Here is a 20010-nt window from a genome sequence, read left to right on the forward strand (position 1 = left end):
TCAGGAGGAGATGCAGCAGCAGTGGCAGCAGGAGTACGAGTGGGTCACCGGCACTGTGACGGCTCGAACCAGCCGATCATCTTTGGCCGTCGACTACCTACTGCCGAGGAGATGAAGAGAGGGCCGTTCTTCGCGGCGCCAGTGATGATGGCGCCAGGCGAGTCGTATGCGGATGCAGTGAGGAACTGGGCGACGTACGTCTGCCGCAGCAGCAACCCCGGTCCTGGATTCTGCGAATGGTCCGAGACGGTCGGCAACAGTCCCGCGGACGGATGGGACGCCGTGTTCGTGGCCCTCGGTGCGGCCAGCCTCGCTTTCGGCGCCGGTGCCGGTGCCCGAGGCGCCGGAGCGGGGCTGCGAGGGGCAGCTGGCTCGTCGCGACAGGCGGTAGGGAACGGCATCCGGGCAGCGGCGCGCAGTTGCAACAGCTTCCTCGGCGACACACAGGTTTTGATGGCGGACGGCTCGACCAAGCGGATCGACGAGTTGAAGGTCGGCGATCAAGTCTTCGCAACTGACCCAGGATCAGGCGAGTCCGGTGCACGGGAGGTCCTCGCGACGCTTGTCAACGAGGGTGTAAAGGTCCTGGTCGAGATCGAGATCGATGGGGACAAAATCACCGCAACGGCCGGGCATCCGTTCTGGCTGGTGGATCACATGCGCTGGGTGGACGCCAAAGATCTGCGCGTTGGATCGAATTTGCAGACCTCGACCGGCAAGATCGTAAAGGTGGTCGCAGTCAAGAAGCGAGTCGCGCTCAAGCGAGTTCACAACCTGACTGTTGACAAAGTTCACACCTACCACGTGCTGGCGGGGTCTACGTCGATCCTCGTTCACAACAGCAGCTGCGGAGTCGGTCGGCAGCTGCTTGGAGAAAAGGCTTCCACTCATATCATTGACAATCACGCCTATCCTGGGTTGCCTGGAAAGGATGTTTTCCCAAGTGCATGGACTCACGACGAAATCCTGGACGCTGTCGCTGAAGTGGTAACGAGTCCAAATAGTACGCGGGTCTGGAAGACTGGTTCTGCCTACCATGCGGAGAGGACGCTCAAGACCAGGAAAGGCGATCCCACTGTTCAGGCGATCGTTGGCGAGGTGCGAGGTGTTACCATTGAGGTTCGCTATCAGCCGCTTAACGATGAAGTTCTCACGGCCTTCCCGAGATAAGGGGTATGAACAGTGGAGCGATACAAGTATCTCCGAGCTCTCATATCGCAACTCCTTGAGGAATCGCCTCTGATATCGGAGGAGGTTATTGCAGATGTTCATCATTTGATGAACGTGGGTGAAGAAGAGTTGGCTTTCGACACGATGTGCTCGTGGATCTACGAGGATGCTCTCCCCATTTCGAAGGAATACTACGAGCGTCTCGTGGTGGCGGCCATGGAGTTGGGTACGCCGAAGTCGGTGGACAAACTGGATGAACTCATTGAAGGTTAGGTGAGCGAATTCGGTTCGCGATGCGGCCTTAATTGCATTGCGCCGGTGTTGATCGGGGTTAGGAGCAATGCTCCAGTGAACGGTCGGCACCCACCCGGTGTGGTGGGTCTTAAGGGGAAGAACATGAGTCTGAGCTCGCGAGTGTTTTGGCGGTGCTTGTGCTTATGGCGACGGCCACGTGCGGTGTCGATGTCCCTGCAGGTCTCGCTGACAAGGTGAACGTGGGTTGTGTCTCAGCGGGGTTTTGGATGAGCCTGACAAGTCGTGTACGGCCAGCGAGGCTGACAGTGGCAAGTTCGCGGTGCACGGTGTGGCTGTGCGATGGGAAATGCGGTTCGCGGTCTACGGGATCCCTGCGAACGCCGAAGCAAGACTGCGTGATCGGCGGCCATTTTCGTGCGATGGCCGCCGATGCGACGCCTGAGAGGTGCTGCTGTGGACGTACCCCTTGTACGCCAGGCGTTTGCACTCTTGGGCGAGTCTCACGCTGTTCTGTGTGGAGCGAACCTCGAGCGCGACGTAGAGCGGAACGTCGTGTAATGGTGCGCGACTGCACTGGACGACAGGCATGGCATGGGTTGACCAAGTAGTTCGCTGTTGTCGCAGGTCAGATGTTTATTCCCGTCAGGCCGGCAGTGTGAGCGTCAACGGCTCGGGTCTTCGCTTTCCGAGAAGAAGGAGTGGATCTTCGGGCCTGCAATCAACGGCGTGCAACGTACTTGATCAATCGTCAAGTGCGTCGAACTGCGATCAACGTATCTGTCTATGCAGGTCAGCGGCTGGTGGATCCGTATCTGGGGGTCAAGGGGGCGCAGGTTCAAATCCTGTCGTACCGACGGTCTGAAAGATGCAGGTCAAGGCCGGGTTCTCCGCAGTGGAGAACCGGCCCTGATTGTCTCCCCGGAGGCGCTGGGGAGAATCTGGGGAGACGATCATGACCCGCTGCTGCCGGGCCACGACTCGAAGCCCCGCTGAGCACCATCCTGACCTGACTTGCTGACCTTCCGGGCACGCGCCCCTCAGTAGCTCGTCGAGCACGCGGACCGGCGAGCGCGGACACATCGCGAGCCGCGCATCCAACGACGCTTCCCAGTCGCGAGTGAGGTTGTCCAGCAACCGGTCCCACATCTCCCGTGTCACATGGGAGTAGCGGCCTTGGACCGAACCGTCGAGATGGCCGAGGCGGTCATCCATCAGCACCGCCCGCGTCCCGTCTCGCGAGGTTCGAGCGGGGCCTTCGTTGCGGCGAAGGAAAAGGCCAACCACAACTGCGGCCCGCCCGGCGCATCGGCTACACGCGAAGGACGGCACTGGCGTGCACGATGCTGCCATGCCGGACTACGGGCTGCGGCCGCCATCCGGCGCAAGCTCGACGAACTGGACCTGACCCAGGTCTGCCAGCGTGTCAATCTGGGCGGTTTCGACTGTCCTCTTCAGACGGTGGTGGGGCGATCGGGAGCGGCATCTTGCGCGACGGAGGAAGCTGCGGGTCGGAGAGGCTGCCGTCCAGCCGTCGCAGGCGCCGGTATCGGCAGCGACCAGATCCGGGCTGGACGCGCACACGCAGCTCTCCGAGCGTCGGCGGCCTGTCCACCTCCTTGCTCTGCAGGAGATCTCCGGATGGCAGCGGCACCGTCCGGGTCAGGTTGGCACGCGTCCACCAGTTCTGCATCGCACCTGGTTTCATCCTGCGGTCTTCGGGCCCTTTGATTCCCTTGACGACGTAGGTGGTCCCGCTGCCGTAGCGAAGGCGGTGACGAACCACCAGATCAACGAACTCGATCTCACCCTCGAGGCGCCCCCAGTTGACGAGCCGCACCAGCGTGGGGACGTTCAACCCGGTGTGCATTGGGGCCAGGACTGGACGATCATCGATCGAGATAGCTCGTCTCCCGGGTTTGAGCGATCGCTCAAAACGAGGTACCGTCCGGTTTGAGCACTCGCTCAAACCGGGGGGAAGAGATGATCGTTGTTGTTGGCGGCGGAATCGGCGGGCTGGCCGCGGCGGTGGCGCTGCACCGGCAGAACAGACAGGTCGTGGTGCTGGAACGCGCCGCGGAGTTCACCGAGATCGGCGCGGGCCTGTCGCTGTGGCCGAACGCGATGAACGCGCTGGCGACACTCGGCCTGGCGGACCAGGTGCGCGCGATTGGCGCCGTGGAGACGGCGGGCGGTGTGCGTGACCGCGCGGGTCGCTGGTTGTCGCGGACGGACAACGCGGAGATCGAACGTCAGCACGGCTGGCCGCTCGTGGTGGTGCACCGGGCAGACCTGGTACGAACGCTGGCTGATGCGTTGCCGCGAGAGTCGTTGCTGCCGAACAGTGAGACGTACGCGGTGCGGCAGGACAGCGACGGCGTGGTGGTGGAGCACAAGGGTGGGCGCCTGCGCGCGGATCTTGTGGTAGCTGCTGACGGGCTCAACAGCAACGTGCGCGGGCAGTGGTGGCCGAGCGCGCCAGGACCTCGTTATACGGGCTGCACGGCGTGGCGCGCGATCACCTCGCCCGTGCCGGGGCTGCGGGGTGAGGGCTCGGTGATGTGGGGGCGTGGCGAGCGGATCGGCTTCACTGTGTTGCCTGACGAGCGCTACTACCTCTTCGCCGCCGCCACGACGTCTCAGGGCGGGGGAGGCGCCGGGCTGCGAGACCGCTTCGCGGACTGGCCGGACCCGATCCCCGCGCTCCTGGCGGCCACGCCGGACGAAGACGTGCTCCGGCACGACATCTACGACATGGCGCCGTTGCCGACCTATGTGTGTGGACGGGTGGTGTTGCTGGGGGATGCGGCCCATCCGATGAACCCGATCCTGGGGCAGGGCGCCTGCCAGGCGTTGGAGGACGCGGTCACGCTCGCGAGCTGCCTGGACGCGGACGTCGACGTTGCGCTGGCCCGGTACGACCGGTTGCGGCGGCCGCGAACCCAATCGATCGTGCGCCGGTCCGCGCGGCTCGGTGCGGTCGCGCAGTGGTCCTGGGCGCCGGCCGCACTGGCCCGCGACCTCGGTGCCCGGCTGACGCCTGCCCGTGCGACGCTGCGCGCGATGGCGCCGGTACTCGGGTGGACCGCCGATGCCTGACTGGACCTACCACCCGTTGCGTGGTCTCGCCGGGACCTTGCTCGGCACCCGTCGGTCCCAGCGAGCCGCGCTGCGCGTCACCGCGGCGGTTGGCTCGCTGCCCGGTGGCGGACACCTGATCGCCAGGATGCTTGGCCATCGCCACCCGCCGGCACATCTGGCCGGTTCCGTCGCGGGTGTCCCTGTGCACACCAGATTGGGTGCTGTCGTACCACCGTCCGTGGCGCGGGATGCGATGCGCGCGTTGCCACTCGTGGGAGCGGGGATGATCTGGGTGACGCCGGTCGGTCTCGACGATGTCCCAGCGATTCGAGAGGCTGCCGCGGGCAGGCGCGTTCCGCTTGTGGTCGGATCCGACGCACCGGACGTGGTCGCCGCGCTGGCCTCGGACGTCGACGCGATCAGCGGCACCGACAACGTCGTCTACGTGACGTCGCCACTGGTCGCACCGGCCGCTGAAGCGCTGGCCGACCCGAACACGGCGGTGCTGGCGGCGCCGTCGGTGTTGGTGGAGGCAGGGCCGGGCTGGTTCGCGAGAGTTACCGAGGCCGCCACGCTCACGGAAGCACCATCACGTGACGTGGGACGGGATCCGCGCCGGTGGCCTGCGTGGTGGTGGGGTGCGCTGGTCGGTGTCGGCATGATCGTTGCCGGGTTCGGTGCCGCCGCGATCACGCTCGGGCCGGTGCTGCTGTGGTACGACCGCGACTTCCTCGGCATGAACCTCGACCAGTTGCACGCCGTCAACCATCACCTCGTGCACTTCCTGCAGCACGACCGGATCACCATGGCGGGCACGATGATCACTATCGGCGTGCTCTACGCGGGACTCGCGGTCGGTGGCATTCGGCGCGGCTGGCCGTGGGCCCGTGAGGTCTACCTCGCGTCCGGCTGGATCGGGTTCGCGTCGCTGCTCTACTTCCTCGGCTTCGGTTTCGTGGAACCGCTGCACACCGCCGTGACCGTCTTGCTGTTCCCGATGTTCCTGCTCGCGATCCGCCGTACGCCGCACCGGCCACAGTGGACTGTTCTGTCAGAGGGGCCAGAACACCAGCGCCGCAAGGCATTGGTCGGCCAGCTGCTGATGGTGTGCACCGGCGTCGGGTTGTTCATCGGAGGTGCGGTCGTGTCGTACGTCGGTCTCACCGACGTTTTCGTGGCGAGCGATCTGGAATTCCTGCGCACCGGCCCGGACGAGCTGGGTCCCCGGCTGATGTCTTTCATCGCGCACGACCGCGCGGGTTTCGGTGGTGCGCTGATGTCCGCGGCGGTCGCGATCACCCTGCTGAGCGCGTGGGGATGGCGGCGCGGCGAGTCGTGGGTGTGGTGGTCGCTCGCGCTGGCCGCGGTGTTCGGCTTCCTGCCGCCGGTGGTGGTGCACGGTGTGATCCACTACATCGACTTCGGCCACCTGGCACCAGTGTTCGTCGGCATGGGCCTCACGGCGGCAGCGCTGACCCTCGCGCGTCCCTACCTGTGCGCGCGGACATGCGGTGGTGCCCATGGCTGACACCCGGCAACGACTGATCGACGGCGCCATCGAGACGATCCGCCACCACGGCATCGCAGGCACGTCGGCGCGCACGATCGCCACCACCGCGGGCGTCAACCAGGCACTCGTCTTCTACCACTTCGGCAGCGTGCACGAGCTGCTCGAAGCAGCGTGCATCGCCGCCACCGAGGCGAGAGTGGCGCCGTTCCTGGCGCAGCTGGACGAGATCACCAGCGTCCGCCAACTGCTGAGCCTCGGCCGAACCCTGCACACCGAGGAACGCGCAGCGGGCAACGTCAGAGTGCTCGCCCAGCTGCTGGCGGGCGCGCAGGCCGATCCCCGTCTCGCCAAGGCGACCTCCGCGGCGCTGCAGTTGTGGATCGCGCCGATCGAGCAGGTGCTGGCACGGCTGCTGGACGGTTCACCGGTGGCCGGGCTCGTGGACATCGCCGGGCTGGCACGGGCCGTGTGCGCGGGGTTCATCGGGCTGGAGCTGTTCGAGGGCATCGACCGCGCGGGTGCCAACCACGCGCTCGACACCCTCGACCGCCTCGCCGTCCTGGTCGAGGTGGTCGACGATCTCGGGCCGGTGGCACGCCGTGCGTTGCGTGCCAAACTCCGGAAGTCAACCGATTAGCACTTCTGGCGGTATGCCCCTGCTTCCAGCGCTTCGGAGCCAGGACCCGAGCGTCTCCCTGTTGCGCTGATCGTCCTCAGCGGACGGCGGCCCACCCGGTGTGGAAGCGCAGACCTGACGTCCAGCTGCCCGCGCTGATCGGCGGGATGGTCCAAGCCAAACGCGATGACAAGCGGTGGGAGCGTTGTGGCACGCCCAGCGGCTCGACGGGACACTCGGACGATTCACTCCATCGCCAGGTGGCGGGAAGCCGCAGACTTGGGTCCGGAATGGCGGTTTCGGTGATGGGCCTGACACTGTCACTTCCTGGCCCCGACGTCGCGATCCCGCTCATAGTGATCTTGAGATCGTGCACGGGCGAGGACGAGTCGTTGAAGACGTAGGACTTGATGGCCAGGGCTTGCCGTTGCTCTGCGACCGGCGGCGCTTGCCCATCCCGACAGGCCGCTTTCCGCCGCGATGATCTGCGATGTCACGGCCGGCGTGGTGGATCACGAACGTCGCGCCGGTGGGCGATCTGCCGTCGAGTTCATCGTGGGGCAGGCGGGCTTCAAATGCGGTACTACCAGCCGGCCGCCGCCCCCTGGCCTCGCAGGCAGCGGCCGCACTGATCCCGCGCGATGATCTCGGCGATCACCGGCACCGCGGGCGTCGGCAAGACCGCTCGCAGAGCACCGGTCGCATCATTCGTGAAGTGTCAATGATCGGGGTGGCGTCTGGGCTTCTGGTCAGTGCGTGCGCTGGTAGTCCTCCCAGGTCCGGATCGGGATCCGGGGCCCGTCGTCGGGGCGGTGGTTGGCGAGGCCGTTGAAGCCGAGGTAGTAGTCACCGACCTGGTTCTGTGCCTGGGTGGCCTGGTCGGTGTCGTTGATCGCTACAGCGTGGATGTGCCACGGCCAGTCGCCCTGGGCCGGGCTGCGGACCCAGGCGGCGAAGCCGACCTGGCGCAGCGCACGGGCGACGGCGGTGCGAGTGTCGGCGGACATGCCGTCGACCTTGATGTCCACGACGCCGCCACCGTCGTGGGTGCCGGCGGAAGTCGGGTCGCCGCCGGGGTTGTAGGAGCCCTGCGACAGCACGAGGCGACGCCCCAGCAGACGTTCGGTCTCAGTGAGCATCGCCTGGGTACGGGTGTTGACGACGTACCCGCCACGCTGAACCGTCGGGCCTGGTTTGATCACGTGGGAGACGGTGAACCGGCCCTGCCCGAGCGTGGCCAGCGAACTCGCGCCGGGCAGCCCGTTCGCGGCCAGTCCGGTGTGTCCGAGCGAACGCTGGTAGGCCGCGTACGCCTTGATCGTCGTGGTTCCGAAGTAGCCGTCGACCCAGCGGGCGTCCAGCAGATTGCGTGCCTGGAGTGCCCGCTCGACGGCCAGCACGGAATCCTTGGCGCCTGGGGTCAGCGTGTTGTCGGCGCGCCGGGGATCGATCTGGGCGGCCAGGACGGTGGCTTCCATGTTGACGACGGGCAGCGCGGCGGCGGTTTCGGCCGGGGCCGGCAGCGCCCGTGGGGCTCCGGCTGAAGCCTGCGTCGCGCTCAACGTCAGGCAGCCCAGGACAGCGAAGGTCGCCAGCGCCGTAATGGCGCCCTGGGTCTTGATCTTTGTCTTCACGTGGTGTTTCTTTCCGTTCGGTCAAAGCCCGGCCACGGCCTCGGTCCAGCGCCGGGAATCGTGTGGGTGCGGCTTGTCATGGAGGTGCATTTCCCTACGGCCAGGGGTCAGCGGGTCAGTCACACCGTTGATCGGTGTGACCGTCGCTGACGTAGGAGCCGTGGCGGCTGTACGAGGCGCCAGGTCAGCAGCGGAGGTCGGTCAATGTGGTGGCGTCCTTGGGGCTGACAGGGTGGAGGCCTGCGCGGTTCCGGCGGCGCCTACGAGGACGGGCACGGCGACGGCCGCGGCAGTGGCTATTTTGGACATGGTTGTTCCCTTTGTTCTGGCAGTGGGGACAGCGCGAGCGCAGTGCCTTTGGACAAGGCTCGGACATGGTGCTGACAAAGCTCTGACACGGCGATGAGCCGAGGCTGTTCCTTCTGCTGGCAAGAGGCGACAGACCCCTGTCGTCGGGAACCGTTCTGCCTGGTGCGTGGTGACGTCGGAGCTCTCCAGGAACGTCCGGAGGTTCGCCCTTGTCAGGGATCGCCGAGATGTTGGCCGATCCCGCGCCATCACGCGGTTTCGCCACGATGGTGCCGTGCGCGCCGCTGGGGTTGCTCGTGCAGGCCAACGGCAACGACGCCGGGATCGCTTTGGTGTCAACGCGAGCCGGCACTTCTGGTGGAACTGGCGGTCACGGCGTAGTGACGCGCCCGGCGACCACCTCGCCGCCCTGGATCACGTGCCGGAAGTTCTTCGGTTCCGCCAGCAGACGCGCAACTGCGCCTTGGGATCGGCGACTCCTTTACCGCCCCGAATTTGAGCCTTGGAGTGCGCCATTCTCGGGTTGTCACCAGGACGGACGTCAATGTGCGTGCCGCTGACGAGGAGCCTGGGACTCCCTCACTGACACTGTGCTCGTGGTAGTTGGGTCGTCGAGTGCGGCTTCGACCAGTGGCGCCTACCCAACATGACTGGCGGACATCATGATCTGGCCGATGTGGGGGAACCGCCAGCGCAGCTCGCTGTCCGAAGACGCCGCGGTCGACACTGTTCTCAAACGCGGCGGGTCAGTCGATGGCGCGCAACAGCCGGCAGATCTCGGTCACGGCGTCGTGGGCACCGTCGCCGTGGGCGCGGACGGTGATGGTGGCGCCGGCAGTGGCACCAAGGCCCATCACGGCGAGGATCCCTGTCGCGTCGACCGTCCTGTCTTGGTGTGAGATCTCGAGCCTGCAGGGCAGTTGCGCGGCCGCTCTGGCCAGTTTGCCCGCGGGGCGTGCGTGCAGGTGTGCGGGCAGCACGACGTCGATCTCGGCCGTGTCGCCGGTGTGCAGGGACGTGTCAGAACTTGGCGGCATGGCGGGCCTCCTGTGCGGCGCTTGTGACAGTGGCGAGGTCGGCGCCGCCGGCGGCCGTGACGGCGGCGGCGACGGCGCCCTCGACGAACGGGGCGTCCACAAGCACCACGTCAGCCTGGGCGTGGTCATCCAGCACCGCGCGGGTGGTGATGACCGAGCTGCCGAGGTCGGGTAGGACGACGACGCCGCGGCCCTGGTCGGCGTTCTTCACGGCGGCGGCGATCGCGTCGTAGCTGGTGCCGATCCGGCCGTCGGCCGTGCCGCCGGCGGCGACCACCGAACCCGGCTGGACACCGAGCTGGTCTAGCAACGCGCAAAGCCCGGATGCCAGCTCCGCACTGTGCGACACGAGTACGATCCCAACAGGTTGCATGAACGAGATGCTGTCATGCTGAATACTGTTCAGCAATACTGAATCGAGGGTGATTGTGGTCCAGTCGGTACAGCGGGCGGTGCAGATCCTGCGACTGCTGAGCGCGGGCGGTCCACGACTGGGCCTGGCGGAGCTGGCCGATCGGGTCGGGGTCGCGAAGCCCACCGTGCACGCGCTGCTGCGCACGCTGGAGGCGGAAGGGCTGGTCGCGCAGGATCGCCAGACCGGCAGGTACGTGCTGGGTCCCGGCGTGCTCACGCTCGGCAACGCCTTCCTGGAGACGCACGAACTGCGGATGAGGTCGCTGACCTGGGCTGATCTGCTGGCGACCCGTGCCAATGAGGCGGTCTGGGTCGCGGTCCTGACCGGTGACCACGTGCTGGTCGTGCATCACGCGTTCCGGCCGGAAGGGGCGGTGCAGATCCTCGAGGTGGGGGCGAGCATCCCGTGGCACACCTGCGCGCTGGGCAAGGCGATCGTGGCGTTCCTGCCGGAGGGGCGGCAGGCGGAACTGCTCGCTGGGGTGTTGGCGCCACTGACCGGCCACAGCATCGTCGATCCGGATGCGCTGAACGACCAGCTGGCACAGGTGCGGTCGGTCGGTCACGCGCAGGAGGACCAGGAGTCCACGCTCGGCGACGCGGGGATTGCCTCGCCTGTTTTCGACAGGTCCGGGCTCGCCGGCGCGATCGGCGTGGTGGGTCCGGTCGAGCGACTGCTGGCTGACGGGCAGAACCAGGACCTGGCCGTCAAGGTGCGGGAAGTTGCCCGTCAGCTGTCCCGTGAGCTGGGGGCGGGCCGCGCTCCGCTCGCTCGCGCGCTCGCCTGACGTCAACCCTTGACAGTGACCTGGGCCACGCCTACCTTCCTCTCGTTCGGTAATGACGAACGGTGTTCAGTAGGCAGGACCCCAGTTCCCCGCCGAGGAGGTGAGCGCCCGCACTGTCGCGGGCGTCGAACATGGCTGACAACACATTCCCCCAAGCACTGGTCGCCGAGGTGCTCGGCACGGCGACGCTGGTCTTCATCGGCGTCGGTTCCGTCCCCGCAACGCTGATCGTGGGCGGCGACGCCCCGTTCACCATGGCCCAGCTGGGCATGATCTCCCTGGCCTTCGCGACCGCCGTCATCGCGATGGTCCACACGATCGGTCACGTCTCGGGTTGCCAGATCAACCCGGCCGTCACGCTCGCGCTGGCCGCGAGCGGGCGGATGCCGTGGCGGCAGGTACCCGGCTACCTCGCCGCGCAGCTCGCCGGAGCGACTCTGGGAGCGTTCGCCATCGTCGCAGTCCTCGGCCGCAAAGCCGTCGACGTCGGACTGGGCATTGCCGCCTACAGCGCCGACGTCGGTGCCGGCCAGGCGTTCACCGCTGAGGCGATCGGCACGTTCCTGCTCGTGCTGGTGGTGTTCGGCGCTATCGACAAACGGGCTCCGCAGGGTTTCGCCGGGGTGGCCATCGGACTCGCCGTCTTCGCGATCATCATCCCGATCGCGCCGGCCACCGGCGCCTCGATCAACCCGGCCCGCACGTTCGGACCGATGCTCACCGGACAGCTGTTCGGAGGGACCGTCCACTGGGAACAGCTGCCCGTGTACCTGGCCGCCGAGATCGCCGGCGGACTCGCCGCCGCGGCCGTCTACCACCTCATCGCCACCACCCGGCGCGTCGCCGAACAGCCGGTTCCGGTTCAGGCCGAAGGAGTCCTGTCGTGAAGAAGCTCATCAACTCGTCCGAGTCGGTGCTGACCGACGCACTCGCCGGCATCGCCGCCGTCCACCCCGAACTCCGGGTGGACACGGACAACCGGATCATCGTCCGCGCGGACGCGCCGAGAACGGGGAAGGTCGCGCTGGTCTCCGGCGGAGGCTCCGGGCACGAGCCGCTGCACGGCGGGTTCGTCGGCCCCGGCATGCTCGACGCCGCGGTTCCCGGCGAGGTGTTCACCTCCCCGGTACCCGACCAGATCCTGGCCGCGGCCAAGGCGGTCGACGGTGGCGCCGGTGTGCTGTTCGTGGTCAAGAACTACACCGGCGACGTGATGAACTTCCAGCTCGCCGCCGAACTGGCCGCCGACGAAGGCATCACGGCACGCACCGTGCTGGTCGACGACGACGTGGCCGTGCAGGACTCCACCTGGACCGCGGGCAGGCGCGGCACCGGCGCCACCGTCTTCGTCGAGAAGATCGCAGGCGCCCTGGCAGACCGGGGAGCGGACCTGGACAAGGTCGCCGAAATGGCAGAGAAGGTCAACGCGGCCTCGCGGTCGTTCGCCATCGCGCTGACCGCCTGCACCAGCCCGTCGGCCGGGCGGCCCGGTTTCGACCTGCCCGAGGACGAGATCGAGATCGGCGTGGGCATCCACGGCGAACCCGGCCGCAGTCGCGGCAAGCTCCAGCCCGCCAAGGAACTCGTCGGCCTCGCGATGGACGCGATTCTGACCGACCAGCCTCTGGCAGCGGGGGACAAGGCCATCGTGATGATCAACGGCCTCGGTGGCACACCGCTCATCGAGCTCTACGTCGTGGCGGCCGAGGTCGCCGCCGTGCTCGCAGCGCGAGAGGTGCACATCGGCGCGAGCCTGGTCGGCAACTACGTGACCAGCCTGGACATGGCCGGTGTGTCGATCACCGTCTGCAGGGCCGACGACGAGATGCTCGACCTGTGGGCGGCGCCGGTGGCGACGTCGGGGCTGCGGTGGGCGAGCTGATGACGCACTATCGCCACACCGGGCACGATGGCGGCACTGCCGTCCGAATCGAGGAGGATCCGGTGGACATCGCCATGGTCAGCGCGTGGATCCGAGCCATCGCCGCGGCTGTCGAGGAGCATCGCGACCAGCTCACCCAGCTCGATGCCGCGATCGGTGACGCCGACCACGGCGCCAACATGTCCCGCGGCTTCACGGCCGTCCTCGCCGCGCTTGACGACTTTCAGCCGAGCACGGTCGGTGACGTCCTGGTCAAGACCGGCAGCACACTCATGTCCACTGTGGGCGGAGCGTCCGGACCGCTGTACGGCACGGCTTTCCGCGCCGCAGGCAAGGCCCTGACCGGACCGACGGCCTCTCCGCAGCAGCTCATCGCGGCCTTGCACGCCGCAACTGCCGCCGTGACCCAGCTCGGCGCGGCGACCCTGGGAGACAAGACCATGCTGGACGCCCTTGCGCCGGCGGTCACCGCACTCGAGGAGGCCGTCTTCCAGGGCGCCGACCTGGCTGCGGCGGTCGCGGACGCCGCCAAGGCCGCCGAGGACGGAGCACACTCCACCATCCCGTTGCAGGCCCGCAAGGGCCGAGCCTCCTACCTGGGTCCGCGCAGCATCGGCCACCAGGATCCGGGGGCGACGTCCACCGCGTTGATCTTCACCGCGCTGGCCGGGGTGGTGGCCACCCGGTGAACCAGTCGCGCTTCACCGGGCGCGCGGCCAGTCCCGGCACCGCCGTCGGCGTGCTGCGCCGCACCGACCGGCCACTGCCCACCGCACTGCCCTGGAACGTCATCGGCAATCCAGTCACCCAGATCACCGAGACGTTCCAGGCCGTCGCCGCCGATCTGCTGTCCACATCGGAGCGACTGCGTTCGGACGACCGCACCGAGGACGCCGACATCCTCGAAGTCATCAGCTATCTGGCGATGGACACCGATCTGCGCGCACTGGCCGTCCAGCACGCCAAGAGCGGCCTGCCACTCGCGCTGGCCGTGCAGCGGGCGGTGGACCACCACGCTGCGGCGCTGGCAGCGCTGCCCGATCCGACGCTCGCGGAACGCGCGGCTGACGTCCGCCAGGTCGGCAAACGTGTGATCGCCCGGCTGCACGGCCATGATCACGGCCTCGACACCGAGGGCCCGGTGGTTCTGATGGCCGGCGAGATCGGTGCGGCCGACCTGCTCGAGCGGGCGGCCACGGTGGCCGCGGCGGTGTCAGTCACCGGCGGCTTCAACTCCCACGCCGCGATCGTTGCGCGATCGCTGGGCATTCCGCTGCTCGTCGGCGTTCATCCTGCGGTGCTCGACCACGCCGACGGCGCACCCGTCACCGTCGACGGCGAGCACGGCAAGATCATCATCAACCCGAGCTCAGGCGAACAGGCTGCTGCAGGCGAGGCGATGCGTGCCGCCCGGCAGCGCCGGGAAGCCCTTGCCGCGGAACGACATCTGCCCGCACAGACGCGTGACGGCCACACGATCACCTTGCGCGCCAACATCGCCACCGCCGTCGACGCCCGCGCAGCGATCACCGCGAACGCCGACGGCGTGGGTCTGCTGCGCACCGAACTCCCGTTCCTCGATGCCACGGAGTGGCCCAGCGAGGCCCAGCACAGCAGCGTTCTCCGGCCCGTGCTGCGCGCTCTGGCCGGGCACCCGGTCACCGTGCGCACCCTCGACTACGCCGACGACAAACTGCCGGCATTCTTGTCCAGGGGCAGGACTGGCCGGCTGGGTAGGGGTCTGCCGCTCATGCTCGCCGAGCCCGACGCGTTCGCCCGCCAGTTCCGGGCCGTCCTGGCCACCGCCGGCGACTGCGACGTGCGCATCATGATCCCGATGGTGGCGACACCCGGAGAACTCGATGCGTGCCGCCACATCCTCAACCGCGTCGCACACGACCTCGGCATCGTGCCACCACCGCTGGGCGCGATGATCGAACTCCCGGAAGCCGTCGCCGCTGCCGATGACATCGCCGCCCGCGCCGACTTCCTGTCCATCGGCAGCAACGACCTCACCGGTCAGATCCTGGCCCTGGATCGCCGCGATCCCGCGCTCACACCACAACTCGCCGCACACCCGGCCGTACTGCGCGCCATCGCCGACACCATCGCCGCGGCGCACCGCAACCGCCAACGCGTGTCCGTGTGCGGCGACGCTGCCGCACACCCGCTCGTCGTGCCTCTGCTGGCCGGGCTCGACTGCGACGTGCTGTCGATGGCGCCGGCTCACCTCGACCAGGTGCGCGCCACCATCCGCCGTCTCGACCACACGACGTGCGTCAACATCGCGCACCACGCCCTCACCCTCACCACAGCAGAACAGGTCTGGGATGTCGTCCGTGAACACTGCAGCCCGCGACTTCCCTGATCACACGCCGAAACTGGGCCTCGGTCTCGCAGCGCTCGGCCTGCCCGCGTACGTCGATGCGCCGATGCGATGACCGAGCGGGCCAGTTCTCCTCGGATCCGCCGGTGTCCCCATCTCGGGTTCTCTCTGGCGAGCCGCAGGACGAGCGTCTTGATCGCTGCTCGGGAGGGTGGACGTCCGATGCGTCGTCGCGTGGTGAACCAGAACCGGTCCGCCTCACTGCGGTGATGACTTTTCGAGCGGCACACGATCATTCCGCCTCGCCGGCCCTGGCCGCCTCCGCTACGTGACCAGGGCCGACGACGGCGTGAGGCACTCGCGGGCGATGCTGACCTCATGGCCGACCGCACCTCGGGGCCCGGAACGCCCTGGCCGCGCGCCACGATGGGCTCCTCAGCGAGGACCTTCTTGCCGCGGAACCGGAAGCGACACGTCCTCGAGCGGCACGGGTTCGTCCGCCTGCGGCGAGTCGACGACGAATCGCACGGTCACCTGACCGGTGTTCTCCGCGATCCACGCGGTGAGGGCATCGGCTCGACGGGTCGGTCGCCAGCTCTGCACGATGTTGAGCCGGCGGCCGCGCTGGCGCACCAACCTGATGAAGAACTCCGTCAGCCGAACCCCGTCGAACGGGTCGCGTGTGCAGAGGAACAACACCGTGCCCTGAGTGGACACCGCGTACAACATGGAGATCTCGTGGCCGCCAGTGCCCTTGCAGGCCGACGCGCCATCCGAGTGCAGTTGCGGACCGGCCAGCCAATGGGAGGTCGCGTGGTGCGTCCGGAACGTCTCCGCGCCCGCCAGGACGGTGGAGGGGCTCGCCACCGTCTGATCGGCTCGGCGTCCACCGGTCCGCTTGGAGAGAACGGCCTCGGCGAGCACGCCCCAGCGGATGAGGTAGTTGCGCACCGTTGTGGCCGAGAGGGCGATCCGGAACCTGTTGTTGACCAGTTCCGCCAGCGCCTGGTTCGTCCACAGCCAGTACCGGAGCCCGGCCTCGTCCGGACCGCACGTCGTCACGGTCCTGATCGTCCACAGCTGTTGTGCGTACGACAGCGCCAGTTGCTCACCCCGCTGTCTTCCTCTTCGTCTGTTCTGCAGTGCTTCTTCGCCCCTCGTCCGGTATTCGCGGTGCCAGACGCTGATCGTCTGCCGCGACACGCCGAGCATCCGTGCGACCTGCGTGCGGGAAACGCCGGACTCGACCGCGGCGATGGCGCGGCGACGCAGGGCCTCCAGTACGTCTGGAGACAACCTGCGTGCGTCTTCGGGGTACATGCCTCACCATCCGTTCGTTCGGGTCATCACCGCTGACGCGGTTCAGGGAATGCCCACGGAGACATGCACGATGGCCTCATCGACATCAGATGTGCGCACTTTCAACGACATCTCCCAGCGCCCGGATACGGGCAAGGAGAGCGCATCGGAAATGTAATGTCCTGGCACACCGCTGTAACGCAGCGGAACGGTCAACGGCCCCGGTGACCGCTCGGGGTGGCTCAGCGTCGCCCGCACCTCGGCGACCTCCTTCGGCCTTCCTCCCTCGTCCAGCACGGCCAAGTGCACCTCGCTGCTCCCCGACGCGCCGGGTGTCACGAGAGCAGCGACCTTGCCGCGTCCGGCCGCGCCGCCGGCGTCGAAGTCCGCGATGACGGGTTGGCCGGGCACGGGCGTCACCACCTCGGCCGGTCGGCTCTGCGAGGCCAGTTCCGCGGCTGCGGAACTGGTGTTGACCAGGACCGCCGTGAGCCCCAGCACGAGGGCCGCGATGCCGGCCTCAGCGGCGACGACCGCCCCAAAGCGCCGCACCTGGCGGTGACCGGGTCCGCGTGCCGCCCGGCGCCGGTCCGAGGGTGTGACGACGGGGAAGCCGTAGTGGCGCTGAACCCAGCGGCGCGCCGCGGCACCGAACGCGACGAGCACCACGATCAGCGCGACCTTGACCAGCAGCACCCGCCCGTACGAAGTGCCGACCAGGGCCGAGGGAGTGCCGACGAGCCGCCACGACTGGAACACACCGGTGACGACCAGCACGAGGACCGACATCAGTGCCACCTGGGAGAATCGCAGCACCGCCACGCGCATCGCGGACGCGTCCGCGGACCTCACGACGGCGCCGATCACAACGAGGCCGCCCAGCCACACGGCCATCGCGGTGAGGTGGGCCGCGTCGGCCACCACGGCAGGGCCCGTCAGCGCACCGGCCGCGTTGTGCGAGGCGGCGCTCCAGGTGAGAGCGAGTGCGCAGGTCGCCGCCAGCACCGCGGCGCCACGGCGGCGGCGCTGAAGATCGGTGGCCTCGGCGGGTTCCGCGCGGCGGAGCAACCGCAGGAGGGCGGCGCCCACCAGCCCGAGCAACAGCAGGCGCGCCAGCATCGCCAGGCCCAGCCTCGTGCCGGCCGTGCCCGCGATCAACGACGGGTCGGCCGCGGCGGTGAGCGAACGGCCCGTGGCGTACGGCCCGTACAGCAGCGGTACGAGGACTGTGGCAGCCAGCAGGCTCCACCACCCGCTCCACAACAGCACGCGGATCCGGCGACCGGCCACGGGTGTGGTCTGGCACCACACGACGAAGAACGCCGCCCCTGCCAGCAGCGCCAACCCGGCGAAGGACAACCACCGCGCCGTCCCGTACGACAACTCCACGGCTCGGTCGGTACCGGTGTGCGCCTCGGCCGGTGACGTCGCCGCGAACTTCGACGGCTGTCCCACGCTGAACACGAACGTGCCGCGCACCGGATGGGTGTCCGCGGAGGTGACCTGCCAGTTCACCGTGTAGCTGCCGTCGGACAACGCTCGCGGCACTGAAACCACCAGCACCTCGGGCCTGTCCACGGCGTGGACGGGCGCGGCCGTGGTGATCGTGTCGCCGGCGGGACCGAGGATCCGCACGGTCGCCAGCCCGAGCTCCACCGGCTCGCTGAAGGTCAGCGACACCTCGGCGGGTGACGTGCCGAGCACCTCCCAGCCGGCCGGACTGGTCGAGATGACGATGGCGTGCGCCTGGGCGATGCCCTGGCCGCCCAGAAATGGCAGCAACACCAAGGCGAACGTGATGCACGCACGTACGAAGTTGTTGGTCGCTCGTCGCACCGCTCTTCCTCTCACCAGGGGACGGGACGGGCGCGAGGTCGACGACCGGCGAAGGACCGTCGACCTCGCACGAGCTCAGACCCGGACCGCCTCGTTCTCCGGCGTCTTCTCCTGCACCTCAACGCTGTCCGCCGGTGCGGAGGACCGCCGCCGCGTGGTCAGCGCCAGTCCGACCGCGACGAGAGCGCCCAGGAGCCCGGCCGCACCGAGCACCCGGCCGAGCGTGTCGACGCGCGCGGCGGGTGCGGCGGCGAGCGGCGGTGCGGCCACCGACAGCACCGGAGCCGGGTGCTCGGGGCGGAGTCCGCCGTCCTGCTGGACGTCGATCCACCGGACCACCTCACCGCTGGAGTAGGTCTGCACCGCCTTGAACACCAGCTTGGTGTCCTTCTGCGGCAACTTCCCCATGGAGACGGGGAACTCCTGGAACTGCCCCGCCTGCACCGTCCCGCCTTCCCAGACGATGCCCGTCACGACCTCACCCGACCCGTGCTCGCCCGCCCCCGCTGGCGAGTCCGACTTCTCCTTCCGGGTGGTCGCCGTCCAGCCCGGAACCGGTTGCACGGAAACGGAACTGAACCGGTGGTCGGACGGGAAGGACACCTCCAGCCGGGTCGTCGAGGCGTCCGCGCGCTCGTTCGGCACGCGGAACACCACCCTGGCGTAACCGCCCGGCTCCGCGGTGCCCGGCGAGACGGTGACGTGGGCCGACGCGGTCGACGGGAACAGGAGCATGACGAACGCCGCCAGGACGAGGAGCGCGGTGCTGGGCCGGGACATCGGGTTTCCTTCCACAGTGCGGATTTCGCGATTGCCGGTGGTCGTCGTCATGCGTCAGCCGCCCTGTTGAAGGGGCAGCGGAAGGCCGATCGCGGGCGGATCGACGTTGAAGATGGACACCAGCCCGGCCATCCCGTGGTGGGTCTCGGCGTGGGAGAAGATGTGGCAGTGGATCATCCACTTGCCCACCCTGGTCGGTGTCCAGACGATGTCGTAGGTCTGCCCGACACCGACCAGGAGCGTGTCCATCTGCTGCGGTAACGGGAGTCGCTTTCCGTCCTGTGCAACGAGTTCGAAGTGCCCGCTGTGCAGGTGGATGGGGTGGATCATCTCAGGGCCCGCGCCGATCAACCGGATGCGCACCCGCTCGCCCACCCGCGCCCGCAGCGGCACGGTGGCCGGGAAGCTCTTGCCGTTGAACACGAAGCCCAGCGGGCCGTCCCCGATGATCAGCCGGTAGTCGCGGGCGGCGGTGATGTCGCCGAGTCTGGGCACCACCTCCAGCGAGCCGTAGAGCCCCTTGCCCTCTTGGTCTCCGTGCATGTGCGAGTGGTACCAGTGAGTTCCGGTGCTGATCGCCTTCCACTCGTAGGTGAAGCTCTGCCCAGGCTCGATCTCCGGCTGGGTGAGACCGGGCACGCCGTCCTGGTCGTTGGGCAGGTCCATGCCGTGCCAGTGCAGCGCGGTGGGCTCCGGCAGGTCGTTCTGCAGGATGAAACGCACCTGGTCGCCCTCGTTGATCCGGATCACCGGCCCCGGCACGATCCCGTTGTAGGCGAAGGCCTGCCGGACGTTGCCGGGTGAGACCTCCCACGACGTGGGAGCCGCCCGCAGACGGAACACCTTGACTCCGTTGACCACCTCGTACTGCGCGAGGCGGGTTCCGTCACCGAGATCCTCGCCCGCCGCGGCCGGCAGCACCGGGTCCGCAGTGGACTGTCTTATGACACCTGACGCCGTCACCCCCACCAGGGCGGTCAGGACGAACAGGAGAACCATCAACACCGGCAGGACCTTGCGCTGACTGGACGTCCGCGTCGCACCTGCCGTCAGAAACTCATCGCTAACCAACTCTG

General features: G+C 68.1%; 18 protein-coding genes. 10 read left to right on the forward strand and 8 right to left on the reverse strand.

What is annotated here, in order from left to right; translation table 11 throughout:
• The first annotated feature begins 111 nt into the window (after positions 1-111).
• Together LFM09_RS39765 and LFM09_RS39770 are read left to right on the forward strand one after the other, a co-directional pair.
• Positions 112-1170: a polymorphic toxin-type HINT domain-containing protein gene (locus LFM09_RS39765; protein ID WP_414101799.1), complete on the forward strand. Its 1059-nt coding sequence runs from the start codon at positions 112-114 to the stop codon at positions 1168-1170.
• Between the two features lie 12 nt (positions 1171-1182).
• The gene (locus LFM09_RS39770) at positions 1183-1443 is read left to right on the forward strand and encodes a MafI family immunity protein (RefSeq protein WP_414101800.1); all 261 of its coding nucleotides are present in this window, start codon (positions 1183-1185) and stop codon (positions 1441-1443) included.
• Positions 1444-2848: 1405 nt separating this feature from the next.
• Here LFM09_RS39770 and LFM09_RS39775 read toward each other — a convergent pair.
• A complete protein-coding gene (locus tag LFM09_RS39775) occupies positions 2849-3262 on the reverse strand; it encodes a hypothetical protein (RefSeq protein WP_414101801.1) in 414 nt (137 codons plus the stop codon).
• Positions 3263-3405: 143 nt separating this feature from the next.
• Here LFM09_RS39775 and LFM09_RS39780 point away from each other — a divergent pair, with 143 nt between their 5' ends.
• Genes LFM09_RS39780 through LFM09_RS39790 form a run of 3 tightly spaced genes read left to right on the forward strand, consistent with a single transcriptional unit; the run spans position 3406 to position 6650 of the window.
• A complete protein-coding gene (locus LFM09_RS39780; protein ID WP_414101802.1) occupies positions 3406-4521 on the forward strand; it encodes an FAD-dependent monooxygenase in 1116 nt (371 codons plus the stop codon).
• A complete protein-coding gene (locus tag LFM09_RS39785; RefSeq protein ID WP_414101803.1) occupies positions 4514-6031 on the forward strand; it encodes a hypothetical protein in 1518 nt (505 codons plus the stop codon). Before LFM09_RS39780 ends, LFM09_RS39785 begins: the two co-directional genes overlap by 8 nt.
• A complete protein-coding gene (locus LFM09_RS39790) occupies positions 6024-6650 on the forward strand; it encodes a TetR/AcrR family transcriptional regulator (RefSeq protein WP_414101804.1) in 627 nt (208 codons plus the stop codon). The genes LFM09_RS39785 and LFM09_RS39790 overlap by 8 nt, the downstream gene beginning before the upstream one ends.
• Before the next feature lie 728 nt (positions 6651-7378).
• Here LFM09_RS39790 and LFM09_RS39795 read toward each other — a convergent pair.
• From LFM09_RS39795 to dhaM, 3 genes are all read right to left on the reverse strand, one after another.
• Positions 7379-8263, reverse strand: coding sequence for a peptidoglycan-binding domain-containing protein (locus LFM09_RS39795; RefSeq protein ID WP_414101805.1), 885 nt, complete (start codon positions 8261-8263; stop codon positions 7379-7381).
• Positions 8264-9318: 1055 nt separating this feature from the next.
• Complete coding sequence (locus tag LFM09_RS39800; protein WP_414101806.1) at positions 9319-9609, reverse strand: HPr family phosphocarrier protein; 291 nt, start codon at positions 9607-9609, stop codon at positions 9319-9321.
• Positions 9593-9982 carry a dihydroxyacetone kinase phosphoryl donor subunit DhaM gene (dhaM, locus tag LFM09_RS39805; RefSeq protein ID WP_414101807.1) on the reverse strand — a complete coding sequence of 130 codons (390 nt, stop codon included), beginning with the start codon at positions 9980-9982 and terminating at the stop codon, positions 9593-9595. Before dhaM ends, LFM09_RS39800 begins: the two co-directional genes overlap by 17 nt.
• A gap of 49 nt (positions 9983-10031) precedes the next feature.
• On the opposite strand from dhaM, the gene LFM09_RS39810 reads away from it, so the two are divergent.
• The 5 genes from LFM09_RS39810 (at position 10032) to LFM09_RS39830 (ending at position 15061) form a co-directional block, all read left to right on the forward strand.
• Positions 10032-10811: an IclR family transcriptional regulator gene (locus LFM09_RS39810; RefSeq protein WP_414101808.1), complete on the forward strand. Its 780-nt coding sequence runs from the start codon at positions 10032-10034 to the stop codon at positions 10809-10811.
• A 131-nt stretch (positions 10812-10942) separates the two neighbouring features.
• On the forward strand, positions 10943-11698 hold the full coding sequence (locus tag LFM09_RS39815; protein WP_414101809.1) for an MIP/aquaporin family protein: 756 nt from the start codon (positions 10943-10945) through the stop codon (positions 11696-11698).
• Positions 11695-12693 (forward strand): dihydroxyacetone kinase subunit DhaK, encoded by a 999-nt coding sequence (gene dhaK, locus LFM09_RS39820; RefSeq protein ID WP_414101810.1) that lies wholly within the window; start codon positions 11695-11697, stop codon positions 12691-12693. Before LFM09_RS39815 ends, dhaK begins: the two co-directional genes overlap by 4 nt.
• Positions 12693-13382: a dihydroxyacetone kinase subunit DhaL gene (gene dhaL, locus LFM09_RS39825; protein WP_414101811.1), complete on the forward strand. Its 690-nt coding sequence runs from the start codon at positions 12693-12695 to the stop codon at positions 13380-13382. Before dhaK ends, dhaL begins: the two co-directional genes overlap by 1 nt.
• On the forward strand, positions 13379-15061 hold the full coding sequence (locus LFM09_RS39830) for a putative PEP-binding protein (RefSeq protein WP_414101812.1): 1683 nt from the start codon (positions 13379-13381) through the stop codon (positions 15059-15061). Before dhaL ends, LFM09_RS39830 begins: the two co-directional genes overlap by 4 nt.
• A 393-nt stretch (positions 15062-15454) precedes the next feature.
• On the opposite strand, the gene LFM09_RS39835 is transcribed toward LFM09_RS39830, so the two are convergent.
• The 4 genes from LFM09_RS39835 to LFM09_RS39850 form a co-directional block, all read right to left on the reverse strand.
• Entirely contained in the window at positions 15455-16339 is an 885-nt protein-coding gene (locus tag LFM09_RS39835) for a helix-turn-helix domain-containing protein (RefSeq protein WP_414101813.1), read from the reverse strand.
• A 42-nt stretch (positions 16340-16381) separates the two neighbouring features.
• Positions 16382-18154: a copper resistance CopC/CopD family protein gene (locus LFM09_RS39840; RefSeq protein ID WP_414101814.1), complete on the reverse strand. Its 1773-nt coding sequence runs from the start codon at positions 18152-18154 to the stop codon at positions 16382-16384.
• A 75-nt stretch (positions 18155-18229) separates the two neighbouring features.
• Positions 18230-18934: a YcnI family protein gene (locus LFM09_RS39845; protein WP_414101815.1), complete on the reverse strand. Its 705-nt coding sequence runs from the start codon at positions 18932-18934 to the stop codon at positions 18230-18232.
• A 54-nt stretch (positions 18935-18988) separates the two neighbouring features.
• Positions 18989-19933 (reverse strand): multicopper oxidase family protein, encoded by a 945-nt coding sequence (locus tag LFM09_RS39850; protein WP_414101881.1) that lies wholly within the window; start codon positions 19931-19933, stop codon positions 18989-18991.
• Between the last annotated feature and the right edge of the window lie 77 nt (positions 19934-20010).

The sequence above is a fragment of the Lentzea alba genome, assembly GCF_047445655.1.
GTDB classification, from domain to species: Bacteria; Actinomycetota; Actinomycetes; order Mycobacteriales; family Pseudonocardiaceae; genus Lentzea; species Lentzea alba_A.

Bases quoted from the DNA above. Each gene is read 5' to 3' on its own strand.
- LFM09_RS39800 (WP_414101806.1), bottom strand. From the start codon at position 9,609: ATGCCGCCAAGTTCTGACACGTCCCTGCACACCGGCGACACGGCCGAG.
- LFM09_RS39785 (WP_414101803.1), top strand. From the start codon at position 4,514: ATGCCTGACTGGACCTACCACCCGTTGCGTGGTCTCGCCGGGACCTTG.
- LFM09_RS39790 (WP_414101804.1), top strand. From the start codon at position 6,024: ATGGCTGACACCCGGCAACGACTGATCGACGGCGCCATCGAGACGATC.
- LFM09_RS39835 (WP_414101813.1), bottom strand. From the start codon at position 16,339: ATGTACCCCGAAGACGCACGCAGGTTGTCTCCAGACGTACTGGAGGCC.
- LFM09_RS39845 (WP_414101815.1), bottom strand. From the start codon at position 18,934: ATGTCCCGGCCCAGCACCGCGCTCCTCGTCCTGGCGGCGTTCGTCATG.
- dhaM (WP_414101807.1), bottom strand. From the start codon at position 9,982: ATGCAACCTGTTGGGATCGTACTCGTGTCGCACAGTGCGGAGCTGGCA.
- LFM09_RS39780 (WP_414101802.1), top strand. From the start codon at position 3,406: ATGATCGTTGTTGTTGGCGGCGGAATCGGCGGGCTGGCCGCGGCGGTG.
- LFM09_RS39815 (WP_414101809.1), top strand. From the start codon at position 10,943: ATGGCTGACAACACATTCCCCCAAGCACTGGTCGCCGAGGTGCTCGGC.
- LFM09_RS39765 (WP_414101799.1), top strand. From the start codon at position 112: ATGAAGAGAGGGCCGTTCTTCGCGGCGCCAGTGATGATGGCGCCAGGC.
- dhaL (WP_414101811.1), top strand. From the start codon at position 12,693: ATGACGCACTATCGCCACACCGGGCACGATGGCGGCACTGCCGTCCGA.
- LFM09_RS39850 (WP_414101881.1), bottom strand. From the start codon at position 19,933: ATGGTTCTCCTGTTCGTCCTGACCGCCCTGGTGGGGGTGACGGCGTCA.